General features: G+C 52.9%; 26 protein-coding genes and 1 other RNA gene. 10 read left to right on the top strand and 17 right to left on the bottom strand.

The genetic code is table 11. The features are described 5' to 3' along the window. The first annotated feature begins 158 nt into the window (after nucleotides 1-158). A complete protein-coding gene (locus AC01YT_RS04165) occupies nucleotides 159-863 on the top strand; it encodes an NBR1-Ig-like domain-containing protein (protein ID WP_476672964.1) in 705 nt (234 codons plus the stop codon). A gap of 13 nt (nucleotides 864-876) precedes the next feature. Beyond that, a complete protein-coding gene (gene queG / locus AC01YT_RS04160; RefSeq protein ID WP_424911692.1) occupies nucleotides 877-2,040 on the top strand; it encodes a tRNA epoxyqueuosine(34) reductase QueG in 1,164 nt (387 codons plus the stop codon). A 3-nt stretch (nucleotides 2,041-2,043) separates the two neighbouring features. Here the strand turns inward: queG and AC01YT_RS04155 are convergent, their stop codons facing one another. The 3 genes from AC01YT_RS04155 to ssrS form a co-directional block, all read right to left on the bottom strand. Continuing rightward, nucleotides 2,044-3,285, bottom strand: coding sequence for an AI-2E family transporter (locus tag AC01YT_RS04155; protein WP_424911693.1), 1,242 nt, complete (start codon nucleotides 3,283-3,285; stop codon nucleotides 2,044-2,046). A 43-nt stretch (nucleotides 3,286-3,328) separates the two neighbouring features. Further along, the gene (locus AC01YT_RS04150; RefSeq protein WP_476672962.1) at nucleotides 3,329-3,955 is read right to left on the bottom strand and encodes an FHA domain-containing protein; all 627 of its coding nucleotides are present in this window, start codon (nucleotides 3,953-3,955) and stop codon (nucleotides 3,329-3,331) included. A 95-nt stretch (nucleotides 3,956-4,050) separates the two neighbouring features. Next, a non-coding RNA gene (gene ssrS / locus AC01YT_RS04145) (6S RNA) lies at nucleotides 4,051-4,230 on the bottom strand. Nucleotides 4,231-4,404: 174 nt separating this feature from the next. On the opposite strand from ssrS, the gene thpR reads away from it, so the two are divergent. From thpR to AC01YT_RS04105, 8 genes are all read left to right on the top strand, one after another. Next, nucleotides 4,405-4,986, top strand: coding sequence for an RNA 2',3'-cyclic phosphodiesterase (thpR, locus tag AC01YT_RS04140; protein WP_476672960.1), 582 nt, complete (start codon nucleotides 4,405-4,407; stop codon nucleotides 4,984-4,986). 79 nt (nucleotides 4,987-5,065) lie between these two features. Next, on the top strand, nucleotides 5,066-5,410 hold the full coding sequence (gene rsfS, locus AC01YT_RS04135) for a ribosome silencing factor (RefSeq protein WP_476672970.1): 345 nt from the start codon (nucleotides 5,066-5,068) through the stop codon (nucleotides 5,408-5,410). A gap of 49 nt (nucleotides 5,411-5,459) precedes the next feature. After that, nucleotides 5,460-7,151: a hypothetical protein gene (locus AC01YT_RS04130; protein ID WP_476672958.1), complete on the top strand. Its 1,692-nt coding sequence runs from the start codon at nucleotides 5,460-5,462 to the stop codon at nucleotides 7,149-7,151. 43 nt (nucleotides 7,152-7,194) lie between these two features. Next, entirely contained in the window at nucleotides 7,195-8,286 is a 1,092-nt protein-coding gene (gene tsaD / locus AC01YT_RS04125) for a tRNA (adenosine(37)-N6)-threonylcarbamoyltransferase complex transferase subunit TsaD (RefSeq protein WP_476672956.1), read from the top strand. Further along, nucleotides 8,283-8,903 (top strand): RNA polymerase sigma factor, encoded by a 621-nt coding sequence (locus AC01YT_RS04120; RefSeq protein ID WP_476672954.1) that lies wholly within the window; start codon nucleotides 8,283-8,285, stop codon nucleotides 8,901-8,903. Before tsaD ends, AC01YT_RS04120 begins: the two co-directional genes overlap by 4 nt. Beyond that, nucleotides 8,893-9,138, top strand: coding sequence for an anti-sigma factor family protein (locus tag AC01YT_RS04115; RefSeq protein WP_476672952.1), 246 nt, complete (start codon nucleotides 8,893-8,895; stop codon nucleotides 9,136-9,138). The genes AC01YT_RS04120 and AC01YT_RS04115 overlap by 11 nt, the downstream gene beginning before the upstream one ends. Before the next feature lie 342 nt (nucleotides 9,139-9,480). Beyond that, nucleotides 9,481-10,173 (top strand): protein disulfide oxidoreductase, encoded by a 693-nt coding sequence (gene pdo / locus AC01YT_RS04110; RefSeq protein ID WP_476672950.1) that lies wholly within the window; start codon nucleotides 9,481-9,483, stop codon nucleotides 10,171-10,173. Between the two features lie 24 nt (nucleotides 10,174-10,197). Further along, nucleotides 10,198-10,626, top strand: a complete 429-nt coding sequence (locus AC01YT_RS04105; RefSeq protein WP_476672948.1) for an OsmC family protein — start codon at nucleotides 10,198-10,200, stop codon at nucleotides 10,624-10,626. A gap of 68 nt (nucleotides 10,627-10,694) precedes the next feature. On the opposite strand, the gene AC01YT_RS04100 is transcribed toward AC01YT_RS04105, so the two are convergent. The 14 genes from AC01YT_RS04100 to AC01YT_RS04035 are packed head-to-tail and all read right to left on the bottom strand — an operon-like array spanning nucleotide 10,695 to nucleotide 23,760. Then, complete coding sequence (locus AC01YT_RS04100; protein WP_476672946.1) at nucleotides 10,695-11,591, bottom strand: PfkB family carbohydrate kinase; 897 nt, start codon at nucleotides 11,589-11,591, stop codon at nucleotides 10,695-10,697. 14 nt (nucleotides 11,592-11,605) lie between these two features. After that, nucleotides 11,606-12,433: a BtpA/SgcQ family protein gene (locus AC01YT_RS04095; RefSeq protein WP_476672944.1), complete on the bottom strand. Its 828-nt coding sequence runs from the start codon at nucleotides 12,431-12,433 to the stop codon at nucleotides 11,606-11,608. Then, a complete protein-coding gene (locus AC01YT_RS04090; protein WP_476672942.1) occupies nucleotides 12,430-13,578 on the bottom strand; it encodes an SIS domain-containing protein in 1,149 nt (382 codons plus the stop codon). The genes AC01YT_RS04095 and AC01YT_RS04090 overlap by 4 nt, the downstream gene beginning before the upstream one ends. 30 nt (nucleotides 13,579-13,608) lie before the next feature. Then, a complete protein-coding gene (locus AC01YT_RS04085) occupies nucleotides 13,609-14,535 on the bottom strand; it encodes a carbohydrate kinase family protein (protein WP_476672940.1) in 927 nt (308 codons plus the stop codon). Then, the gene (locus AC01YT_RS04080; protein WP_476672938.1) at nucleotides 14,532-15,452 is read right to left on the bottom strand and encodes a carbohydrate kinase family protein; all 921 of its coding nucleotides are present in this window, start codon (nucleotides 15,450-15,452) and stop codon (nucleotides 14,532-14,534) included. Before AC01YT_RS04080 ends, AC01YT_RS04085 begins: the two co-directional genes overlap by 4 nt. Beyond that, nucleotides 15,449-16,381 (bottom strand): nucleoside hydrolase, encoded by a 933-nt coding sequence (locus tag AC01YT_RS04075; RefSeq protein WP_476672937.1) that lies wholly within the window; start codon nucleotides 16,379-16,381, stop codon nucleotides 15,449-15,451. Before AC01YT_RS04075 ends, AC01YT_RS04080 begins: the two co-directional genes overlap by 4 nt. Further along, nucleotides 16,362-17,330, bottom strand: a complete 969-nt coding sequence (locus AC01YT_RS04070; protein WP_476672935.1) for a nucleoside hydrolase — start codon at nucleotides 17,328-17,330, stop codon at nucleotides 16,362-16,364. Before AC01YT_RS04070 ends, AC01YT_RS04075 begins: the two co-directional genes overlap by 20 nt. Before the next feature lie 12 nt (nucleotides 17,331-17,342). Continuing rightward, complete coding sequence (locus AC01YT_RS04065) at nucleotides 17,343-17,759, bottom strand: secondary thiamine-phosphate synthase enzyme YjbQ (protein WP_476672932.1); 417 nt, start codon at nucleotides 17,757-17,759, stop codon at nucleotides 17,343-17,345. A 20-nt stretch (nucleotides 17,760-17,779) separates the two neighbouring features. Further along, the gene (locus tag AC01YT_RS04060) at nucleotides 17,780-18,724 is read right to left on the bottom strand and encodes a carbohydrate kinase family protein (protein ID WP_476672930.1); all 945 of its coding nucleotides are present in this window, start codon (nucleotides 18,722-18,724) and stop codon (nucleotides 17,780-17,782) included. After that, nucleotides 18,724-19,758, bottom strand: a complete 1,035-nt coding sequence (locus AC01YT_RS04055) for a carbohydrate kinase family protein (RefSeq protein WP_476672928.1) — start codon at nucleotides 19,756-19,758, stop codon at nucleotides 18,724-18,726. Before AC01YT_RS04055 ends, AC01YT_RS04060 begins: the two co-directional genes overlap by 1 nt. Next, a complete protein-coding gene (locus tag AC01YT_RS04050) occupies nucleotides 19,755-20,438 on the bottom strand; it encodes a phosphoribosylanthranilate isomerase (protein ID WP_476672926.1) in 684 nt (227 codons plus the stop codon). Before AC01YT_RS04050 ends, AC01YT_RS04055 begins: the two co-directional genes overlap by 4 nt. 10 nt (nucleotides 20,439-20,448) lie before the next feature. After that, on the bottom strand, nucleotides 20,449-21,777 hold the full coding sequence (locus AC01YT_RS04045; protein WP_476672924.1) for an amidohydrolase: 1,329 nt from the start codon (nucleotides 21,775-21,777) through the stop codon (nucleotides 20,449-20,451). A gap of 19 nt (nucleotides 21,778-21,796) precedes the next feature. Beyond that, entirely contained in the window at nucleotides 21,797-22,786 is a 990-nt protein-coding gene (locus AC01YT_RS04040; protein ID WP_476672922.1) for an ADP-ribosylglycohydrolase family protein, read from the bottom strand. A gap of 2 nt (nucleotides 22,787-22,788) precedes the next feature. Beyond that, nucleotides 22,789-23,760 carry an ABC transporter permease gene (locus tag AC01YT_RS04035; RefSeq protein WP_476672920.1) on the bottom strand — a complete coding sequence of 324 codons (972 nt, stop codon included), beginning with the start codon at nucleotides 23,758-23,760 and terminating at the stop codon, nucleotides 22,789-22,791. Between the last annotated feature and the right edge of the window lie 2 nt (nucleotides 23,761-23,762).

Below are 23,762 nucleotides of genomic sequence, written 5' to 3'. Positions count from 1 at the left end.
CGCTGACAATTCACCCCACTAACCTTCAAAATTTCCATCAATCCCCCCTCCAATCCCCCAGCCCTTGACAATTCGGGCATCCGGTTACAAAATAGGGCAGCATCCTCATCCTGGGAGCACTGACCTGCATGTGCAATTTTTTATGGAGGAATAAACTCATGACGGTGCGAAAAATCTTGGCGTTTAGCCTTTTAAGCCTAACATTGGCGATCCTTTCAGCCTGTAACCCGGCCTCACGCACTCCAACCCCCAATCCGGCTCAAATCTACACTGAAGTCGCCCAAACCGTACAGGCAGGGTTAACCCAAACGGCGGCTGCTATGCCCACTGCTACCCCCACGATCACCCTACCCCCGACGGCTACGGCAACTTCCACGCTGGCCATTAACCCTCCACCCGCGGGCGCAACTGCTACGCCAGTCGTCAGCCCTACCCGCCCCGGCGCCAACCTTCCCGACCGCGCGGAATGGGTGAGTCAATCACCGGCAGATGGCACGGTTTTACTGCCCGGCCAGGAATTTACCATGACGTGGACCATCCGCAACATCGGCGACACCACCTGGACGACTGCTTATCAACTGCGTTTTTACCTCGCCAACCAGGCGCTTCGGCTAGGGGCCTCAGACATAAAGTTCCCTAAGGAAGTGAAAAAAGGTGAGACGGTGGATTTGAGCCTCACCATGAAAGCCCCCACCACGCCGGGGGATTACACCAGCGTGTGGGTACTGACAAACGCAAACGGGCAGAACTTCTACACCGTATACATCACGATCAAGGTCACCGGGGCGACCGCAACCGTAACACCAACAAACACCGCCGCGCCCACAAACACACCAGAGCCCACTGCAACCCCAACCAGTTAAGTCATATACCAGCATGGCGGGCTCTCTGCCCAATCCAGAATACCTGATCGAAGCACTGCGTCTCAAGGCCGAGTTGCTCGGCCTTGAACTTTTGGGTATCACTCAACCGACCACTCCCCCACATGTAACAACGTATGAAACTTGGGTCAAGCAAGGGCGCTATGCGCAAATGGGTTATATGGCTACCGAGCGCAACCGCTACTTGCGCGTACACCCCGAAGCCATTATGGCTGAAGCCCATGCCTTATTAGTGGTAGGTATGCGTTATCCCAATCCCCAGGCAATACCACCGCCACCCTCTCCCTATCCACTCGGACGGATCGCCTCTTACGCCTGGGGAAAAGACTATCATCATATTATCCCTGAACTGATTAAGGAACTGCTGAAGGAACTTGAGGCTTGGCTGAGCACACCGATTCTGGCACGCATTTACACGGATACCGGCCCAATCCTTGAGCGTGACTTTGCACAAAAGGCTGGTTTAGGCTGGATTGGAAAAAACACCTGTTTAATTCACCCGCGTAAAGGCTCTTATTTCCTGCTCGGCGAAGCATTTGTCAACGCCTCTCTCCCGCCCACGCCGCCCTTTGCGACCGATCACTGCGGTTCCTGCCGCCGCTGCATTGAGGCTTGCCCTACTCAGTGCATCCTTCCGGATCGTACTCTTGACGCAGGACGTTGTATTTCCTATCTTACCATTGAGAATAAGGGCCCCATACCACGTGATCTGCGTTCCTCGATCGGCAATTGGGTCTTTGGATGTGATATTTGTCAGATGGTCTGCCCCTGGAATGTACGCTTCGCCTCATCTGAGGGTAGCCCTGCCTTTGCCATGCGTCCAGATATTGCCTTTCCCAATCTCATTGATGAGTTGTCCCTCTCGCCCATGGATTTCAAAGCCCGTTATGGCAACACCCCGGTCATGCGCGCGCGGCGGCGCGGTTACCTGCGCAATATCGCTGTTGCGTTGGGTAATTCAGCTGATCCAGGTAGTGTCCCTCGCCTCAGCCTGACATTGAAAAATGAACCTGAACCTCTCATTCGGGCTCATGCGGCTTGGGCCCTAGGCCGAATCAAGACCCGCTTAGCCCGTAAGCACCTCTCCGAAGCCCTTCAGCGCGAACCCGATCCAGACGTGCAAATCGAGATCAAAGCCGCTCTTGAAGATACGGACTGATCTTTACGTCTTACGCCGTGAGGTTTGTACCCATCGCCCCCAAATTCGGGTCATGGAATCCCACAAGCGCGATAGAAAACCCCAGGTTTGACGCCGTGGAGGTGGAACGATTTCCAGGCCTTCCCATGGATCCAAATCGAATAATTTACGCAAGGCATAGGTAAGAATCAATTTAAGGGAAGCCAACACCGGCGCCGCTAACACGACACCGATAATTCCAAAAAGATTGGCCGAGATAATCGCTGCTACCATCACCGCCGCCGGATGGACACGTAACGCTTCACCCATCAAGCGGGGCACCACCAGGTTATCCATAATGACGTCAGTAATCCAGGCCCAACCGACCACCAACAGCGCATAGGAGATCGGTAACAGACCAAATAGGGTCGAGCCCTGTAGAAAAGCAACCAATCCATAAGTAATCCAGGCCACTGCCGGCCCCACATAAGGGATAAAACGTGCCAAACCGGCCAGTAGCGCTAAACCAAAGTAAAACTTCACCCCCAGTACACCTAAAAGAACGATATAGATTAATACAGTAATCGTAAAGATCACCAATTGACCGCGCAGAAAGGCATTCCAAATCCGACCCAACTCAATGCTCAGCCGCTGCAAATCCTCGGCATATCCGGGGATTTGAATGTTTAGGAGTTGTTGACGTGCATTCTCGGCATCAGCCAGGATAAAATAAGCCACCAGAAGGGCAAAAAACGTCCACCCAATCGCTGTCGCAGCCCCGGCCGCAAAGGCACCGACGAGATTTCCCAACCGGGCTAATAGGGGTTGCACAATTCCTAGCAACTGATTGGCTAGATCGGTGACGGCTACCGTGCTGAAATCAAAACGGAACGGCCCAATTTCAATCGGATGCGCTGCCAAGTTCTGAAGCACTTCGGGTAAAGTGCGCACCTGTGTTTGCAAAAAGTTGATCAGGCTTTGAACTTGCTCAAAAACCGCCAAGCCCCCCAGGGTTAGTAAGCCTACGAAGAGGAGGATAATGAGCAGAAATAATAACGTGCTGGCTAAGCGCCAGGGCAAATGTAAACGTCGATTAAGAAACCGCACCACTGGGTAAAGCAAATAGGCGATAAGAAAGGCCATCAAGAGCGGGCCGATAACTTGACGAAAACGCATTAAGAGGCCCGCGAGAAGGGCTACCAAGGTTAATGCCACCACCAATTTGGTGGTGCTACTCCACCGTGGGGAAGAAGGGGGTGATGTCTTAGAACCAGGGTGTTCCACCATTAACCTGTGCCGCAATTCCCAATAACGCGGTGAGATGATTTTATTATGGACAGGCTCCCGGGAAAAAGATATTGGTTATCCCGGGTATAAGGTCACAATAAAGATTGAAATAATCAATAATAAACAAAGCCACCACACCGCAGACAAGGACAACGCCGGCCAAGGCTAGCACTACCCAGATCCAACCCGGCCAGCGGCGACGAACTGGTTTGGGCTCAGGAGAGGAAATAGGCATTTCTTCCCAACCAGGTAGAGGCGCTTCTGAAATGGGTGATTCCGCCGAAGAAGGCTCTTCCTCCCTCAGCTCAGGAGAGGATGACTCGGTCATTGCGCCGCGAAAGACCGCCACAGTTTCATCAATCGCTTCCCGAGTCACTTCAAACACCAGGCTGGTGTGCTCCCCAAATTCAAGCACATCACCATGATTCAATGGTTTAGTAGCCGTGATCATCTCTCCGTTCACCAACGTGCCATTGGTTGACCCCATATCCTCAACGACATAGGTATTACCACGGCGAAGAAAGCGGGCATGACGGCGCGAGATTTCGGGATCGGCGATTACAATATCATTCGAGGGATCACGTCCTAACCAGATCTCATCTTTTTCAAGCGGAAACCGCTCACCAGGCGTAGGACCAGTCCGCATATAAAGTTGGAAAGAAGGGCTCATCAGTCACCTCGCCAGGATTTAGACTCGTCAGATAACCTCAGTTTAGCAAGGGCGAGGGCTTCTGTCAAACCGTTGCAGGTTCATCTTCCCATTAAAAAGACCCCGCCGTGCCGTGTGCTGCGCAGTTTTGAACCTGCTCTCGCAGGAGTTGGGTCCCTCCACCTTGGATCCGCCTTGGCCGGAGCCTATCGCGTTTCGCAAGGATGAGTCGGAACCCTCGTGATAGGTGTTGGCTCAAAACCGGTCGTGCGGCATCACGTACACAGCAGGGCAATTTTTTTATACCACAAATTTTTTCAAACGGGTAGATTGTTAATGATTATTTTGTCAAGGCGATACCTTATCTTGTCCAGACAAAAGTAGAAGAATAAGAGGAACCATTCTCAATTGACGAGATAATCCTACCCGGGTATACTGACTGACAAGAAAATTCAAGACCGTTACGCAAAATGCGAGCCTTCATTGCGATTGAGTTCCCTAAAGATATTCAAAACCAACTGGGAAAACTGGCTCAAAACCTCCGTTCATCCGGTTTACGAGGGGTGCGCTGGGTTACGCCCGAGAATATTCATCTCACCCTCAAATTCCTGGGAGACATCAAAACCGAGTCAGTTCAATTTCTTACCCACCACTTGCCCATCATAGCGAAGGCCTACTCTCCGTTCACCCTTCATCTCCGTGGCCTAGGTGTCTTTCCGGGACTGCGCCATCCCCGCGTCTTGTGGGTTGGTGTGGAGGCACCTACCCCTCTTTTTGACTTACAACGGGATATTGAGGCGCTCACTCAGCGCCTCGGCGTTCCCCCCGAAAATCGCCCGTTTACGCCTCACGTTACCCTGGGACGCATACAAGCCGATTTCGGGCCTCAAGACCAAGCCTTGCTTGAGACCCAATTACAGACGCCTACCTCCGCCTTCCATATGTTGCTCCAGGTCAATCAAGTAGCCCTTTTCCGCTCCGATTTGTTTCCCACCGGAGCACGTTATACCCTGCTCTTTCACGCCGACTTTTCTGAAAGAGATGAAAAATAACTGGCATCCCGCAGGTTTTCGAATAGGTTATGCTAGAATTTAAGCAGGTCTAATCAATCCCTTTATATCGAGGTGACTTCTGAACGCTCTAGAACTTGCTCGCCGCATCGTCAACGCATTAGAAGAGAAGAAAGGGGAAAACATCCTGCTCCTGGATATCCATGAACTGGCAAATTTTGCCGATTATTTTGTCCTCTGCTCCGGGACAAGCGAGCGAATGCTCGAAGCCCTGGCCGACGCTGTTTGTGAGAGCGCCAAACAACACTTCAGCCTGATCCCGCACCAGGAAGGTTATGCTAGCGCTGGGTGGGTCGTTGTGGATTTAGGGGACGTGGTAGTTCACCTTTTCTCTCCCGAACGGCGCAACTATTACCGCCTGGAAGACTTGTGGAGCCAGGCCAAAGTATTGGTAAGGCTGCAATAAATTACCCGTAGCGGCGTGTTCAAACGAAGTAAATGATAAGGAGGGGAGAATGAGCCTAAACAGAGCCAGCCGGTGGGCATGGGTAGTGCTTGCAATGATCATTGTAGGGCTTACTGCTTGTACTCAGACCGCATTGCAGCCTACTCTTACTCCTACTACCTCATCTCGCATCCCTGGGGCATTAATTCGCTTCCGTGGGAACTATTTTTCGACCGCAGGTGAATGCGGTTATTGTCACACCGCGCTTAAATCAGCCAATGGAACCGTTTACTCCATCCAAGACGATTGGCGTAGCACGCTCATGGCAAACGCAGGCCGTGATCCCTATTACCTTGCCCACGTTGCAGAAGAAGTAAATCGTCACCCCCAACATCGAGAAGTGATTGAAACCAAATGTGCTACCTGCCACATTGGGATGGCTTCATTAACAAAAGCGTTTTCGAACGGCGAAGTTGCGATTTTAGGCGATCAGGGCTTGCTCAACCCCGATAACCCTCTTTACCCCTTAGCACTGGATGGGGTATCGTGCTCACTCTGCCACCAAATTCAAGACGTTAATCTGGGTACATCGCAAAGTTTCAGCGGAGGGTTCAACATAGACTCCAACACCCCCGCGGGGGAACGCAGGGTTTACGGACGGTTTGACGTTAATCCGGCTATGGCAACGGTAATGCAAAGCGCATCCGGGTTTATCCCTCAAACCAGCGCCCATGTGACCCAATCCGAATTTTGCGCTGTTTGCCATAATCTCTTCACCCCCTACGTGGATGATAATGGTAACCTAAGCACCGACCTGTTTGCGGAACAGACGCCCTATACCGAGTGGGTGCATTCGGCATACCGTGAATCCCAAGCGTGCCAGGATTGCCACATGCCCACAGCCACCGAAGCCGTCCCGGTTGCTAACACCGGTAGTCCCATCCGTGACCCTTATCACCAGCATTACTTCGTCGGTGGCAATCAGTGGATGCTGAACCTTCTCAAAACTCATCCCGACAAGTTTGCTGTGTCCGCCGAGTCGGCACAGTTCGATCAAACCATTGCCCGTACTCTCGATCAACTACAAACCAAAACGGCTCATATCCAGTTGACCGCCGAACCCCAAGACCAAAGCCTAAAGGTTAATGTGCGCATTGATGTGCTGACCGGGCACAAATTTCCCACCAGTTTCCCATCCCGACGGGCCTGGATTCACATGATCGTTCGCGACGCGGATGGAAAAGCGCTCTTCGAATCCGGTGCGTTCCAGCCAGACGGCAGCATCCTTGGCAATGATAACGATGACGATGAAACCAAGTACGAACCCCACTATCAGGTCATCACCCATCCTGATCAGGTTCAAATCTACGAGCCAATTATCGGAGATCCGAACGGTCAAGTTACAACCAGCCTGCTACGAGCTCAACGCTACTTGAAGGATAACCGTCTCCTTCCGGCAGGACTAGATAAGAATACCCTCCCCAGCGAGATTGCAGTATACGGAGAAGCCTTACAAGATCCGGATTTCCAGGCTGGTGGTGATATTGTGCACTACCAGATCTCGTTTGACTCTCCCCCCACCTATCCCCTTAGTATCGAAGCATCGCTGTATTACCAATCCATTGGCTTCCGGTGGATGCATAAATTTTCCTCATTAAACCTCATCGAAGCCCAAAACTTCATAACCTTGGCCGCCAGTGTTCCGAACTCGCCAATCTCGATTGCCACTGCTCGACTTACTCTAAACGCGGTTCAGCCCTGAACGAGTCCAGCATGGAGCATAAAAATCGTGGTATAAAAAAGGTATGGTCAAAGAGAAGGCTCTGCCGGAACCACGTTACGCCCGAATTCTAGGCATCGAGACATCTTGTGATGAAACCGCTGCTGCTGTTGTGGAGGAAGGGCGACTTCCTTTGTCTAATATTGTGGCTTCGCAAATTGATCTACATGCCCAATATGGCGGTGTATTCCCCGAAGTAGCCTCACGCCAACATATCCGCACCATTTATGCCGTAGTCAACGCAGCCCTAGAACAAGCCCATCTGAGCCTCGAGGACATTGATGCCATCGCAGTCACGCGCGGGCCGGGCCTCCCCGGCTCGTTGGTGGTGGGCCTAAATATGGCAAAGGGTCTGGCTCTGGCTTCTGGTAAGCCGTTAATCGGCATCAATCATTTAGAAGGGCATATCTATTCTGCCTGGTTGGTATCCGAAAATCAGAAGGATCACCATCCCCCTCAGTTCCCCTTGCTTGCCTTGCTTGTTTCGGGAGGGCATACTGAACTCATCCTTATGACCGATCACCTGACTTACCAACGCCTGGGAGGAACCCTCGATGATGCCGCCGGTGAGGCCTTCGATAAAGTAGGACGCCTGCTGGGTTTGACCTACCCTGGTGGTCCAGCCATTCAGGAAGCAGCCCGTAACGGTAATGAAGCAGCGTTTCACTTTCCCCGCGCGCGCTTAGAAGGGACTTGGGATTTTTCGTTTAGTGGACTAAAAACTGCTGTCCTCCGTACCGTACAAGATCTTCAGAAAAGCGGGCGTGGTCTTCCTCTCGCCAATTTGGCTGCCAGTTTTCAGGCTGCAGTTGTGGATACACTCGTTACTAAGACCTTACAGGCTGCACGCACCTTTCGTGTACGCGAGATTCTAGTCGCTGGAGGAGTCTCAGCCAACCAGGCGTTACGGCGCGCGTTTCTAGAACAGCGGGAATTTCCGGTGCATTTTCCTCCACCCCTTTTATGCACCGACAATGCTGCCATGATCGCGGCCGCAGGCTATTTTCATTTTCTTCGCGGCCACCGCGATGGACTGGACATGGATGTCCTACCCACCTGGCCCCTTTTCACGTCTTCGATAAATGAAACCTTAATCCCATCTACCGCATCTAAATGAGTGAACAAGTCGGTTCTCTCTCTATTTCTCTAGAGGCTTTGCGCAACGGCGATCGCAAAGAATTTGCGCGCCTGGTAGATGCCTACTCAACCCCCATCTACCGCTTAGCCTTGAAAATCTTGGGGAATCCGCAAGATGCGGAGGATGTTTTGCAAGAAACTTTTATCAAAGCCCTATCTGCTTTACCCACATTTGAGGGACGCTCCAGTCTTTCAACCTGGCTGTATCGTATTGCTGTCAACGAAGCCCTCATGTTACTGCGTCGGCGAAAACCCGAAACCCTGCTGACCGATAATGATGGCGATGAAAATGAGAGCGGGGAAAACGAAGCCTTTTATTTGATTGATTGGTGCCGCCTGCCCGAGGAAGAATTGCTTTCGGAAGAAGCAAAACGCTTTTTAGATAAGGCAATTGCTCAATTACCCGAAAACCTGCGCCTGGTATTCTGGTTACGCGATGTGGAGGGGCTTTCGATCAAAGAAACCGCCGAAACGTTGGGACTGAGCGAGACCAACGTGAAAACCAGGCTTTTGCGGGCACGATTGAAACTGCGCGAAATTCTCTCTGAGTATTATGGCGAACGTGTGGAAGTGAGGTCCGAACAAGATGCCGCCTAAAAAGTGTCGCGCCCTTCTCTCGCAACTTTCAGACTATATGGACGGGAGTTTAGACCCTCGGTTATGTAAAGCCCTCGAACGTCATTTGAGAACTTGTCCCAATTGTCGGGTTGTGCTTAATACCCTTCAAAAAACCATTGATCTCTATCGCACTGTGGGGGAAAATGAAGACATGCCCACCGAGGTTCGTGAGCGCCTCTTCCGCCGTCTTGATCTAACCGAATATCTGAAGTAAAAAGGAGTGATTCTGTCACTTTTTCCATCTCCATGCATCTAATTCAAGGATGAAATCCAAGAAACCCACTCCTCACCAGTCAGCATCGTCGGAAGCCGTGCCTGCTTTTCATCTAACCCAAGAGGAGAGCAGTGCACCACCGTCCAAAGCCGCACAACCTGGCCAACCTTGCCCGCGTTGCCATCAGGGGATTATGGATTATGACGGTTTACTGAATCTTGTTTGCCCGGTTTGCCACTACGTAGAAGGCGGAGGCTGTACCTGATAACGAAACACAACAACCCCGTTGGGGTTATTCATCCAACACTAATCTCAAACATAAATGAATGGAGGTAGGAATCAATGACGTTACTTGATGAGAATATTCGCGCTGAACTACACGAAGTCTTTACAAAATTGAAGCACCCGGTAAAGATCGTCTTCTTTGGCGATGAAACGGCCAATTGTGAATACTGCGAGGATACCCGTCAATTATTGAGCGAGGTGGCAGACCTTGCACCCGAAAAGATTATTGTTGAAACCTATGACCTCAATGCCAACTCAGAATTAGCCCAGAAGTATCGCGTGGATAAAGCCCCCGGTTTTGTGATTCTAGGGGTGAGAGGAGGCGAGATTTTGGATTACGGCATTCGTTACGCCGGTATTCCCGCCGGGCATGAATTCACCTCGCTTATTAACGATATTCTGAACGTCTCGCGTCAGGACTCGGGACTAAAACCCGAAACACGCCAGGCACTAAAAAATCTGCGTTACCCCGTCTCAATGCAGGTTTTTGTCACCCCATCTTGCCCGTATTGCCCTCGCGCAGTTATCCTGGCGCACCAGATGGCTATGGAAAGCGACCTCATTGAAGCCGAGATGGTTGAGGCCTTGGAGTTTCCGCAACTTGCGGATCAATACGGGGTCTCCGGTGTACCTCATACGGTCATCAAAGTACAAAAATCCAATAATCAGAGTGGTTTTGAGGAAATTGTCGGCGCTGTGCCGGAGAAGAACTTGCTTGAAGCCATTCTACAGGCCGCCCAACCAGCCTAGACTTCTTCTTGGAGGATTTCGAGTATGACCTTAGATGCAAAGGTTATCTGGAAGAGTGGCCTGGCCTTTACCGGCACGGCTAACTCTGGATTCACGATTAACCTGGACAGCGATCCCGCTGTTGGTGGAAGTGATTCGGGATTACGCCCGATGGAACTCGTCGCCATTGGGATTGCCGGCTGTACGGCAATGGACGTGATTTCAATTTTGCAGAAGAAAAAGCAGGCCGTCACTGCGTTTGAGGTCAAAGTGACGGCACAACGCGCACCCGAACACCCTAAACGCTTTACCGATGTTGAGATTGAGTATGTGGTAACCGGGTACAACATTGACCCCGCCGCTGTAGAGCGTGCCGTTGAACTTTCAGAAACCAAATACTGCTCCGCCATTGCCACCATGCGCGGGTGCGTAAATTTCACCCGCAAGATTACGCTGCACGAAGCGACATCCTGAATTGGCTTTGCTACCCCAACTCGGGCTCAGGGATGTAAATTTCAAAAACACCCCTGAGCCCTTTACATTTATGACGAGGCTAGATACTCTTCTAATAGTTTGTGCGCTCGCGGGCGGGCACTTCGCCAATCATAAACGGCGCCAAACTGTTCTAATGCCATAGACGCAGAAATAGCCCCCATCAAGCCAGCACGGTAGAGATCATGATAACGCGCCCACCCAACCACAAATCCGCCACAGTAGGCATTGCCTGCTCCCGTCACATCCACAATCTGCCCTGGAGTAATAGCAGGAATAGCAAGTACCTCACCCCCCAATTTTCCCACCAAACTACCCTGTTCACCCATGCGGAGCGCCACAATTTTTGCCCCCAAAGCAAATAAAGCCGCCATAACCTCTCGCGGCTCGTACTTGCCAGTTAATGCGCGTGCCTCTCCCAAATTAGGCGAAACAATATCCACCCACGCCAAATATGCAGCAAACTGCTCCCGATTCTGGGGAACACAAAACGGATCCCAGGGCTCCCATAGCAGGACCACATCACCCTGTGACCGCAGAAAAGACGCCCAGCGCGGCACGTCTTCCGGGGCACAATGCAGATGAACGCCATTCACCTGATAAAAGTCTGATGGCCAATCCTCCGGTAAAGGTACACTACGTCGAACCCATTGCGGATCCACTCGAAAGACCTCGTGACGGGTACCATCCCTCTCAAACACCTGCCAGGCACGCAGTGTGGGATACGGTCGTGAAAGCAACCCCGAAGGGGCGAAAGTTTGCGCTAACTGCGCTTTTAAATCCAGCGGAAAGCTCTCCCCCAAGATCACCAACAACCCAACCCGATCCTCCCATAACCGCATCCCCATGGCGGCATGGGTGGCCCCACCCCCGAGGACGCTCATTCGAGTTTGGCCGTCAGGGAGAACGATATCATCGAGGATAACCACGCCGACGGAAAGAAACATACCTCAACTTGCGTTTAATTCCTCAAGCCTGTATTTTGAACCGCCTCCATAAAGGCTCGAATGCGTTCAGTTTCCCATTCGTCTAAAAGCGCCTCACGCGTCCACCCCTGACGTGATTTGAACGCACTACTCACAATGATCCCATCTGCCACTTGTAATGCTTGACCAACGTTGGTGGCATTTGCCCCACCCCCCAAGTATAAGGGAACGCCTAAGTTCGCTGCTCGTACCTGTACCAACATTTCTAGAGACTCATTGAACGAGAGTCCGGTTAGCACCAACCCATCGGCTCGCCCAAACACCGCTGCCTGCCGTGCCTCTTCAACCAGAGGCAAGCGCCCCAGGGGTTCGCCAGTGCGATCATACACATCGGCCAAAATCGCGATCTCCTCTTCCCCCAATTGCGCTCGGTACTGAATAGCCTCATAGGCGCATCCTTGGAGAATTCCCTCCGCCTTGACCATTGCCCCAACGTAAACCTTAAGGCGCACGAACTGCGCGCCAATGGCTTGCGCAATCGCCAGCGGCTCGCGCGCACCGTGGCTCATCAGGCATACCCCAAGGATAAGATCAGGGAAAGTACGCCGTATAGCCGTCCCCACAACCGCAAGTGTGGCAACCGTGTGCGGCTGCACCTGGGGGGCGACCGGGGTATCGGCCACATCCTGGATATATAGCGCCGGAATCCCTGCCTTGACAGCACGCTCAGCATTGCGCAACGCAAAATCCACTATCTGCGTTATGGATTGCGCCATCGGATGGCGTGATGCTGGGTGAGGGGGTAAATGTAGAGCCGCAATTACCCGCGGCGGATGAGCGTCAAAAGACAGCCGCTCAGTCATGGTTGCCAGACCTCCCATGTATCGCTGGTACGGATGCGACTGATCCCACCACCGCCCTCGATGCTGCGCCCACCACCAAAACCGCGGAAGAAGGGCTCTCCAATCACCTCAGACCGGTACGCAGCCACCAACTCGCCAGGAATGGCCGCTACCACCGGAGAAAGCACTTCGGGCACCTCGGCGATGGGAAGGTGGTACCGAGAGAGACCCACCAACTCCGTCGCCTTATTTGGCGCGATAGCCGCAACTCGCCGCCCAATGGCTTTCGCCGCCGTAGCCGCTTCCACCGTGCGTGAATAATCGCGACCACATGCTGTGATAAAGAAGGTCGGAGTTTCTACAGTTCGCGCAAAGTACTGCAGGTGCCCCCATTCTTCAGCATCTTGCCCAAGAGCCGAATCACCCGAGGCTTCTAAGATCTTGGCTGCCGAGAATAGCGCCGTGCCAAAGTTCGGCCCAGCACCCACAAAGACAAACTCATTGGCATCTTTCCAAGCCTCGGCCAGTTCCCGCGCCCGAGATTCGGACTGCTCAATCGTCCAGGCAACAGCTTCATTAAGGTGCCGGATTCGCGACCGCCAGGTTTCGGCTTCGCTCAGGGTGAGCCGCCCGCGGACCTCCCCCAACCGAATCGCACTTAATAACAAAGCCAGCTGATTGACAAAGAACGACCGCACGCCCGGGGTCGCCGTCCCGGGAGGTTCCTCAAATGAGGGCGCCGCAGCCAGAAAGGTGCGCTCCGCTTCCTGAGTCACGCGGCTGCCCTCAGTGGCGGTCAGGGCAATGGTTACCGCTCCACACTGCCGGCCCATTCTCAGGGCTTCGACGGTACGCGCAACCGCCCCGGAGACCGAGATCCCGATAAGGAGATTAGTCAACGGGCCGGTCGAGGGCATAAATCCCGCCCCATAGCGCGCGTATTGCATCGCTGTCATCGGCTCAGTTGGCACACCCGCCAGGGCTTCGAACGCATATTCCGTATTGAGTGCCACGTGGTGAGAATCCCCACATCCCACGAGAAAGAGACGTTTAACCGAAAGACACAATTCATGATCCAGGACCTGGCGTACCGTCTCGTTCAAAAAAGGATAGATTTCATCTACCAATTTCGGCAAACTTTTAATTTGAGCCAACATGGTATTCATACAAATTCTCCTCACAACGATGAGTAGTGCTTACCCGAGGGGTAAGGTTGTTACCTGAGGACGCAAGGACTGCAATCGCTCGTGAGCCATTTGGAGAGCCGTCGCCACCTCTAGGCGCGGTAAACCCACTTGGGTCACTAAAAATGAAGCCGAGACCGCACCACGCAATCCGGCTTCAACCAGGTCGCCAAATTCCACCCACCCCACCAAAAAACCGCCACAAAAGGCATTACCCGCACCAATTGGATCCTCCACCTCCACCGGCACAGGTGGCACATGGATCAGACATTCCAATCCTTGTTGACCGATCAGTGCCCCTTGAGCGCCCATGCGCAACGCCACAATCGGCGCCCCGGCATCCAATAGGCGAACCACCAACTCCGAGGGTTCGCCTGGACCAACAAGAGAAATCGCTTCTTCCAGATTAGGCGAGAAAATGTCCGCCAGCGAAACTAACCGCTGTAATGCCTCTGGATCAGGCAAATGATCGGCAGGCTTGAACGGCTCCAGGCTGATTAATCCGCCTAAGATGCTTAGATCCCTGATAAAATCGCTCTTTTCCTCCGATGGATGCACGCCTAGATGATAGCCTCGCGCCTGGCGGTATGAAACCGGCAACCACTCCAGCCGGCGCGCCAGGTGAGTGGCTAGCACCTCTTGAGAGACGCGCCAAATTTGCGTTCTACGTCCATTAGGTTCTAAAAGTTGCCATGCCCGCAGAGTAGGCTCATTTTCCCGTCGAATGCCTTGGACATCAATTCCCCACGCTTCCAACCATTCCCACCAAATTCCGGGGAAATCGGGTCCAACACTGGCAACCAAGCCCACAGAGTCTGACCACAAGCGCATCCCCAAGGCAGTTTGCGCCCCGCCGCCCCCCAACTCTGCCATCGCCGTCCGTCCATCCGGGAAGACAATATCATCCAAAATCAAGTTAAACGCCACAAAATCTATCATAACGTCTCCCCCTTTTGCGTTAGAAACGCCATAACGTCTTGGAAGGTCGGCAATCCGCCCCGTGCGCCCAAGTGCTGCACCGAAATGGCCGCCGCCGCACTAGCAAAGCGCACCGCTTGCTTGGGCGACCATCCCCACAGCCACGCCGCCATGTAGGCCGCATGGAAGCAATCCCCCGCACCAGTCGTATCCACCACCGGCACGCGGAACGCCAAGGTTTCAAATTTCCCCGCGCGGGTCACAACGACAGCCCCCTCGCTTCCTCGCGTGATCACTACCTGTTCTACCCCAGCCTCGATCCAATCCCTAACGGTGTCATCGGCGTGATCCAGAATGTCCAAGGTACTTTGGGTAACGAAAAACAAGCGCAAGCTGGAAGGGATTTCCGCTCGGAACAATGCGCTAACACTATTAGGCTCTACATCCAGCACCAACGGAACACCCACCTGTTGGCAAGCCCGGGCAACTTCCTTCAACCATGTGGCCGTCCAGGGGACTGTGTAAGCCAAACGTGTCTGGGCTAGAATCTCAAGCCCGGCCTCAGTTAGGGAAGGATACCGTTCACCAGGACTAACGATCAAGATGGTGCGCCGTCCTGAAGGCTCAAGCAGGATTACCGTAAAATCGCTGACCGTGTCAAGCGGACTATCAGCCCCCACCACCTCCACACCAAAGTCCTCAAAACTTTGGCGTAAAATCCGTCCCCCCTCGTCGTTACCGAGAACACCACTCCAAGCCACCCGCAAGCCTAACCGCGCTGCCGCACATGCCGTGTTCGCCACTAAACCTCCTGCCACCCGGCCGGCAAATTTTGCAACCAGTTTTTCATCCGGGACGGGCAAACGGGGCACCTGGAGAATCCAATCGACGGCCGCCCCACCCAGGCAGAGTAAATCATAACGATAATTTCGCGTCATACCACCTGCAACACGTCGAATAAATCCTCTTTCCACCGTGGTACACTAATCGCCCAAACCACCCGTACATTAGGAGGTTGGTTCAACACACCGCGCTCATCTACCACCGTCATACCCCGAGTGAGGTCACTGGCTACCTCAACCGTTACATAATGCCTCGAAGCCCGTTCCACCACTTCAGGATCCAAGGCAACAGCCATTGCCACCGGATCTGGCAAAGGCAAACCTGGATCGCGCAACCACTCCCGGTTAGCCCGCAGGGCTTGGCGATTGCAGTCAAGGACAAAATCCGCCAGGGGATTCCTCAGGGCACGTAACGCAGCCATGTCCTCTTCGTTAAGATTGGCCTCACCTCGGCATAGTTCCCATCCCACCATAGTGATAGGTAATCCAGAGTGGAAAACAATTTTCGCTGCCTCAGGGTCTACCCAAATGTTATATTCTGCCGCAGGGGTGATATTTCCCAAAGTTGCCGCTGCACCCCCCATAATATAAACGTGAGAGATAAGGTTAATGATATCTGGCGCCAGCCTGAGAGCCAAAGCCAGATTGGTCAATGGCCCTAACGTGACCAATGTTATCTCTCCCGGAAATTGGCGGAAGGCCTCGATCATAGCCAACACCCCGTGCTTGGGAGCGGGTTCGTGTTTTGGAGAAGGATAATTCATCTCCCCCATACCGTCAGAGCCGTGAAAGAAATAAGCCCACACGGGCTCCCTCAATAGCGGTCGAGAGGCGCCTTCATAAACTGGCGTCTCCGAACCACAAAGTTCGACCGTATAACGCGCATTACGGCTCCCTAACTCCACCGGCACGTTACCGGCAACAATACTGATTCCCTCAACGCTCACCCCGGGCCAACGCAGGGCCATCAAAATGGCTACGGCATCATCGGAGGCTGTATCGGTATCAATCCACAGTCGTCTCATCCTCGGATTCCTCAATGGGTTTCGTCAACCGTTCACGAATGAGATCAAGCACACCTTCCGCATCAACGGTCAAGCAGATATCAATGCGAGGCAAGTCCTTCCATTGACCATACCAATCCACCACGGTCTGCCCCATGCACCGTCCCTGAGTCTCAACGTAAACCGGTAGATGCTGCGTCCCGAACAACTCTGGAGCTAAAAGGTAAACCACTGCTGTCGGATCATGGGTGTGCGTAGCCCCACCCATACCATAAAACTGATCATGGAAACTTTGGTAAAAAGGCGTTATAGCCCGAAGAAAATCTGTTGCCGTATTCCCAGCCCGATATAACTCATTCCAGTAGTCTGGGGTCATCACCACCCGGGTTGTCACATCCAGTCCCACCATGGTCACCGGCCATCCAGCCCGGAAAACGATCGCAGCAGCGTGAGGATCGTTATAAATGTTCGCTTCGGCCACAGGTGAGATATTTCCATGCGTTTCTACGGCTCCCCCCATGATCACCACCCGCCGCGCCAAGGTGACTGCCTCCGGATCCAGGCTGGCTGCCAGCGCCAGATTAGTCAATGGGCCGAGTGCCAACAAAGTCACTTCGCCAGGGAAACGCCGCAACGCCTCAATGATAAATTGCGCCGCGTGTAAAGATAAAGGTCTACCTTTCGGGGATGGTAGAAATGTGTTTCCCAATCCATCTTCACCGTGGACGTAAGTGCCCACCTCACCCAATGGTAAAACCAGTGGCTGACCACACCCTTGCGCTACAGGGATAGCGTCGTTTCCCTCTAATTCAACCAGGCGTAAGGCGTTGGTCGTGGTCACTTCAATGGTGGCATTACCGAAAACACTGGTCAGACCAATCACCTCTAGCTCAGGAGACCGCAACGCCAACAAAATAGCCATTGCATCGTCAATGCCTGGATCGGTGTCAATGATAATTTTCTCTGCCATACCCGTTTTCCTTTATGACTCAGAATCCCGCAAAATGCGTACCCACACCTCACGTTGGCGTGGGCCGTCAAACTCAAAGAATAAGATGCTTTGGGATCCTCCTAGAGCAATTTTCCCTTGTGTCACCATAAGCGTGACGCTATGTCCTACCAAGGTGGCTTTTATATGACCCGCGGCATCCGCCGGCGTATCATAGATGTGATGAAAGTCCACCCGCGTGGGCACCAAGCGGTGTATCTCCTCGGTCAAATCTTGAAGTGTTGCCGGATCAAGACAAGAATTGAGCGTAATAGCAGCCGTTGTATGAGGCACATAAAGGACACAAATACCTTCTTCAACCCCACTTTTACGCACCACCTCCTGAATGGCATCGGTGATATTAATAAGCCCTTCTCGAAGAGTTGTTTCAACCTCAACCTTTCTAAACATGAATAAATACCCTCCTGATTCTAGAAATCAATCTCCACGCGAAAGGAACGCAAGACCTGACGCACTTCATCCGCAGTCGGTACCTGCCGCCCCGAGCCAACTTTCTGCACCTTAGCGGCACCGGTGGCATTGGCAAACGCTGCTACCCTATCTAACGACCAACCTCGGAGATAGCCATAAACAAAAGCCGCCGCAAACGAATCGCCAGCCGCGGTGGTATCGCGGAGAGGCACCGGGAAGCCAGGCGATACGATCATTTCGGTACAAGTGTAAACCGTGCAACCCTTAACCCCTTGTTTGAGTACCACTATACTCGGCCCACTAGCTAACAACGCCTTAATCCCCTCAGATCCCCAAAGCCCCCCTGTCACCAGCGGAACCTCAGCTTCGGTGAGTAAAATGACCCGTGTCAACTGTAATAGATGTTTTATCTGCGGTTCAGAAGCGCGCAATTGCGGTCCAGGGTCGAAAAATACCGGTATGCCGCAACGATGGGCCTCCTCCGCCAGGTGAAGCATACTCCTTACCAGCGCGGGTTCCATGAACGTATAGCCCCACAGATGTAACGCCTGAGCACCTTCTAAAAAGGTGCTAAACCAGGGCCCGGGAAGCACCTCTGGTCCTTCGCCACTACGCCCTAAAAACACATGCTGCCCCAAACGATCCACAAGCACCAAAACGGTCGTAGTAGTACCGGCTGGTAGATGCTGAACATAAGACACATCCACCCCTTCCTCTTCTAGAATGCGCAAGACAATGCCCCCGAATGCATCCTGGCCAACTGCGCCACCGGCCCGCATATGCATTCCCAAACGCTGGCCGGCGATTAAAAAATTCCCTGCGCCACCTGGCTCTAGGTGGATGTAATCTAACAATTGATCCCGAGCCGCTTCGACCGGGAATGCAGGCACACCCGCCACAATATCGACAACCAAATCGCCAAATGAAGCCACGTAATACGTCATTACCGCTCCAGCTGCAACGAGGTAAGCAAGTTATCCATAGTTTCTATCCGCGACATCAGGGTTATAAACTCTTCTTTCCAAGAAGTTGTATCAGGACGGTTGGCAAGGTCTTGTAAATAAGAACGCAATATTGCTCGCCCGGGTAAGGCTAAGCCAGCACCATGCACCTGAGTAGCCAGCGCCCCTAGTGCATTAGCCAAGATCGCCGTCGAAGCCAACCCCCACCGCTGGAGATAACCACAGATGATACCTGCCGTAAAGGAGTCCCCTGCACCGGTCGTATCTACAACTCGAGCCGGAAATGCAGGCAAACGAAGCGCTTCAGAATGATTCGCCAGCCAGCATCCCTCCGCTCCCATTTTGAGCACTGCCCACTCCATCCCGAGGTCTAACATCCACACCAATACCCGCTCCGGTTGTTGTTGACCACTCAAGCAAATCGCTTCTGGGAGCCCCAAGATGCCCACCGTAGTACGTGGCAAGACCTGCTCAATGATATGGGGGACTTCCATGACTGGCTGAAACCCGCTGTCCAGGCAAATAGGCAGATGTTGTGTTTCAGCCCAAGCCAATGCAACGAAAGCTGCCTCTTGCTGGGGGGGTTTAAGCAAGGCGTAACCCGAAAGATGCAGCAAATCTACTGCATTGAAGATTGAGAACTCGAGATGGTAAGGTGAATACATTACATTAGCACCACGGTAGGAAAACATGGTGCGTTCGCCATCCGGCGGGACGGTGATAAAGGTTAAACCGGTCATTACATCTTTTATCGTGGCAACACCGCTTAAATCAACGTCTATGTTTTTTAGCTTTTGACGTAGGTAATCCGCCCATACATCGTCCCCCACACCTCCCAGCAAAACACAATCAACCCCCAAAGTGCGTAAAACCACCGCCGTGTTAACCACCGTCCCACCAATTTGCACCGTTGCTGATTCGGCCAACCCATCCCAGCCAGGTTGAGGGAAACGCGGGATGGTCAACACGGTATCAATGTTTAAATCACCCAGCAGAGCAACCTTTGGCCGCCTCAATCTTTACCCTCCCACTCGGCTTGACGCACCGCTCGCACGAACGCCGCGATCCGCTGTAAATCCTTTTCCACCAGAGAACCAGGACGATTGGTATGGGTATTCGAATCCACCCCATAGGGTCGAACTTGACGGATGGCCTCAGCAACGTTCTCAGGGCTCAATCCTCCTGCCAGGATAACCGGCACATTGACCGTTTCAACAATCTGGCGGCTCAACCGCCAATCATGGGTTATGCCGGTTGCCCCAACTCCCGGAAAACCTGTCACCTTGGTATCCAAAAGGATGAAATCGCAGTAGGGAGAAAAACGGCGCGCTAATTCCAGGCTCTCTTCACTTGCTACCGGGATGGCTTTCATCAGGCGAACCCCTTCCGGAAGACGGTGCTTCAAGATCTTCATTGCCGTCTCGTCCACATCTAGCGGGTCGGTGGAAATGTGGACAACATGAGGACGCACCTCTTGCGCCATCCGCAAAATTTCATCCACCTCGGTGGCCATCGTCAGTGCCACACTGATCGCATGGGTAGGTAAACCTTCAACCAGAGCACGCGCTTCTGTAAAGTCCAGTTCTCCATACACAATGCCATAACGACCAGCCACAAACCCAATGTGGTTAACTCCCAACTCCACTGCTGCCAAGGCATCTTCGAGACGGGTAAAGGCATAAATCTGAATGATCATCCGGGTTTCCTCATACAGGATAGGTAGCAATGCGCCGACCGGGTACACGCTGAGTCAAACGTTCCAGGCGCTTTTGCACCTCGGCTTGGATGGTTTCTTTATCCAGGGTAAGCAATTGACGATTACGCATCAGAACATTTCCGTTGCATATGACCGTATCCACATCCCGTGCCGAAACACTGTAAATCAAATTGGCCGCCGGGTTATAACGGGGAAAACCAGCAATCTCATCCTGGCGCACAAGGGTAATATCAGCCAGATAACCCGGTTTTAAGACCCCCAGCCTCTGATCATGTCGCATGACTTTAGCGCCGCCACAAAAAGCAATATCCAATACCTCGGCTACCGGCATCACCGTCGAATCATGAGCAGCATCTTTCTGAGTCAACGCCAATAAACGCATCTGTTCCAGGATATCCAAGGTGTTGTTACTAACTACCCCATCAGTTGCCAATCCCACCGGGATTCCGGCCTTTCGAAATTTGGTTACCGGTGCTGTCCCCATCCCCAGTTTCATATAGGTCTTTGGGGCATGAGCAATACCCACAGGATGATCTGCCAGTATCCGTACGTCCTCATCCTCAGGATATAAACAGTGAGCTAGAATGGTCGGTACATCCAAGACCCCACTATCCAGTAAAACCCTTACGGGGGATTTTCCATATTGTTTGTAAGAAAAAGACACCTGGTCCGCCGTCTCGGAAACATGAATGTGAACCCCGACCCCAAGATCATGGGCATAGCGAACACACAGACGGAGAAAATCTGGCGTCGTGGTATAGGGTGCGTGGGGACCCAACCAGGTGGTAATGCGCCCCTCCGCTGCGCCTTGCCAACGTTGTACAAATTGGGCTGTTCGAGCCAACTTTTCTTCTCCTTCATGCCCAAACACCGCCCACACCAAATTAGCACGCAAGCCAACTTCGCTGACCGCTTGCGCCACTTCATCCATGAAAAAATAGTGGTCAGCGACACTGGTAATGCCAGCCTCGATCATTTCCGCCAGTCCTAGCAGTGCCCCCCAATATACGTCCTCAGGGGTCAGGTTAGATTCAAGGGGAAAAATATAGTCGTTAAACCAGGATTCGATGGTCACATCTTCAGCCAACCCACGGAAAAGTACCATAGGCACGTGCGCATGGGTATTGATCAGCCCCGGAATCGCCAATAGTTTCTCAGCCGGCAAGCGTTCAGGGTTCCCTTGAGGGTTTAAGGCACCACTCGGCCCAACGGCCTTGATTAAAGCCCCTTCAATCCAAATATCATGCCGTTGTAAAAACTGGGCCTCTCCATTCTCAACCCATAACAAATCACAACCCTCAATCAGCAAGGATCTCATAAATTCCTCCATTCTTGCCCTAATGGCGAACCAATTGATACAGACCCTCTGCCACGCCCTCAAAGTCCAATTCGGGGTTAGCCATGCGAAGTTGCTCCAACCATGAAGGATCAAACGCTTCAATCCCTTGCCAGGCACCCGCAATGGCGCACGCAATGGCGGTAACGGTATCAGCATCACCTGAAAGAGCCGCCCCATATACGGCCGTGCGGTGAATATCCCCCTCGGACAAAGCCAATACCCCAAATGCTGCCGGTACGGCCTCAGTGATCGCCAACCCCGCTCCAACAACGTCATACAAGGACTGTAACCGTTGCCGCTCATCGCCCGCTGCGCGCACAATCTCCAACGCCAGATCAATCCGGCGCACAATCGAGGCGCCCATCCATTGATGTCCCATCTTGAGGCCCACGATTGCCGCATCCTTCGCAACGTCTACAATCTCTTCTAATGTAACGTTCGGACGCATGGCGACTGCAATCGCAGCCGCTACCGCCGCAGCCCCTGAAACGGCGACATTCGTGTGATGGGTGGGAATGCAGGATAAATAGGCATCGGCAATTGCCCCCTTTGGATCCCCGGGATGGATCAATCCCACCGGCGATACCCGCATTGCCGCACCATTGGTATCACCAAATCGCCCGACCTGATAAAGATCCTCTCCGCGGCGCAAGGCTTGAATAGCGCGACGGGTAGAAGGGCCCACATAAGGTGAGCGGTCTCCTCCGATTCGCTCATACCAGGCCATTAATGCCCGTGCCGCGCCTTCAGCGGTCATGCGCCCCTCAGTCAGGATGGCCTGCGCCAGCGCAAACGCCTGTTCGGTGTCATCGGTTACACGCCCTGCTGGCAAACCTGCATGCACCGGATGGCTTTCCGGCGCCGGCTTGAAATCCTCGATCCAGCCACCAAAGTACTCCCAGGTCGCCTCCGGGGTCAATAAAGCAGGCATTCCCCATGCATCGCCTAAGGCTTGACCATATAGCCCACCCAGTATCTTATTTAGCATCCTCAATCTCCTGTCGCATGGGTTTCTGCGAGATGCTTTTCTTGGAATCGGCGAGCACGTTCAATCGCCTGGGCGCGCTGGCGTAACGAATAAACTACCAACGCCAAAACGGTAGCCGCATATGGGATCATCTGCACCCACTGCGACGGAATCGCCAATGATCCCAGTTGATTAGAAAGGGCATCAAAGAAACCGAAAAGAACCGCAGCAATCAATGTTCCCCACGGCGTGCGGCCACCCAGAAAAACAGCTGCCAGGGCAATAAACCCCCGTCCGGCTGTCATCTCACGTTGAAACAACGTCAGGTAAGCCATAGAAAGGTTCAAGCCCCCTAAAGAAGCCAGGACACCGCTTAGAAGCAGTGCTCCCAAACGCACTCGTCGCACGTCTATACCCAATGAGGCCGCCGCTTCTGGGCTTTCCCCCACGGCGCGTAAATGTACCCCTTGCGGTGTGCGATATAAGAAAACCGAGACTAACCAGGTCAGGATAAACGCCAGATAGGTAAAGATATTGTGCCCACTGAGGATAGTGCCCAAAACCGGAATATCTTTGATAATCGGTATATTAACCACAGGCACCGCTTTACTTGCCAGGGTAGACGAACTGCCTTTGTCGCCAGTAAGCACATAAAGCAAGAAGATTGTGCCCCCGGTTGCCATAATATTGAGGGCAATCCCCGCCAGAAAAAGATCCGCTTTTAGATAAAGGTGAAAATAGGCCAAAAAACCAGCCACCAGAACCCCAGAAAGCATACCTGCGATAACCCCCAGCCAGACGCTCTGGGTATAGGCGGAGACAACAACACCGGTGAAAGCTGCCACCAGCATGATCCCTTCGAGGGCAATATTTGTCGCACCGCTAAGTTCCGAGATCAACCCACCCAGCGCCGGAAGGATGAGTGGAGTGCTGATTCGCAATACACTGGCTACAAACAAGGCACTAAAAATTCCTCGCAACACCAGTTCCCACATTG

The organism is Thermanaerothrix sp., from assembly GCF_056331585.1.
This window is presented reverse-complemented; position numbering and strand designations above follow the sequence as displayed.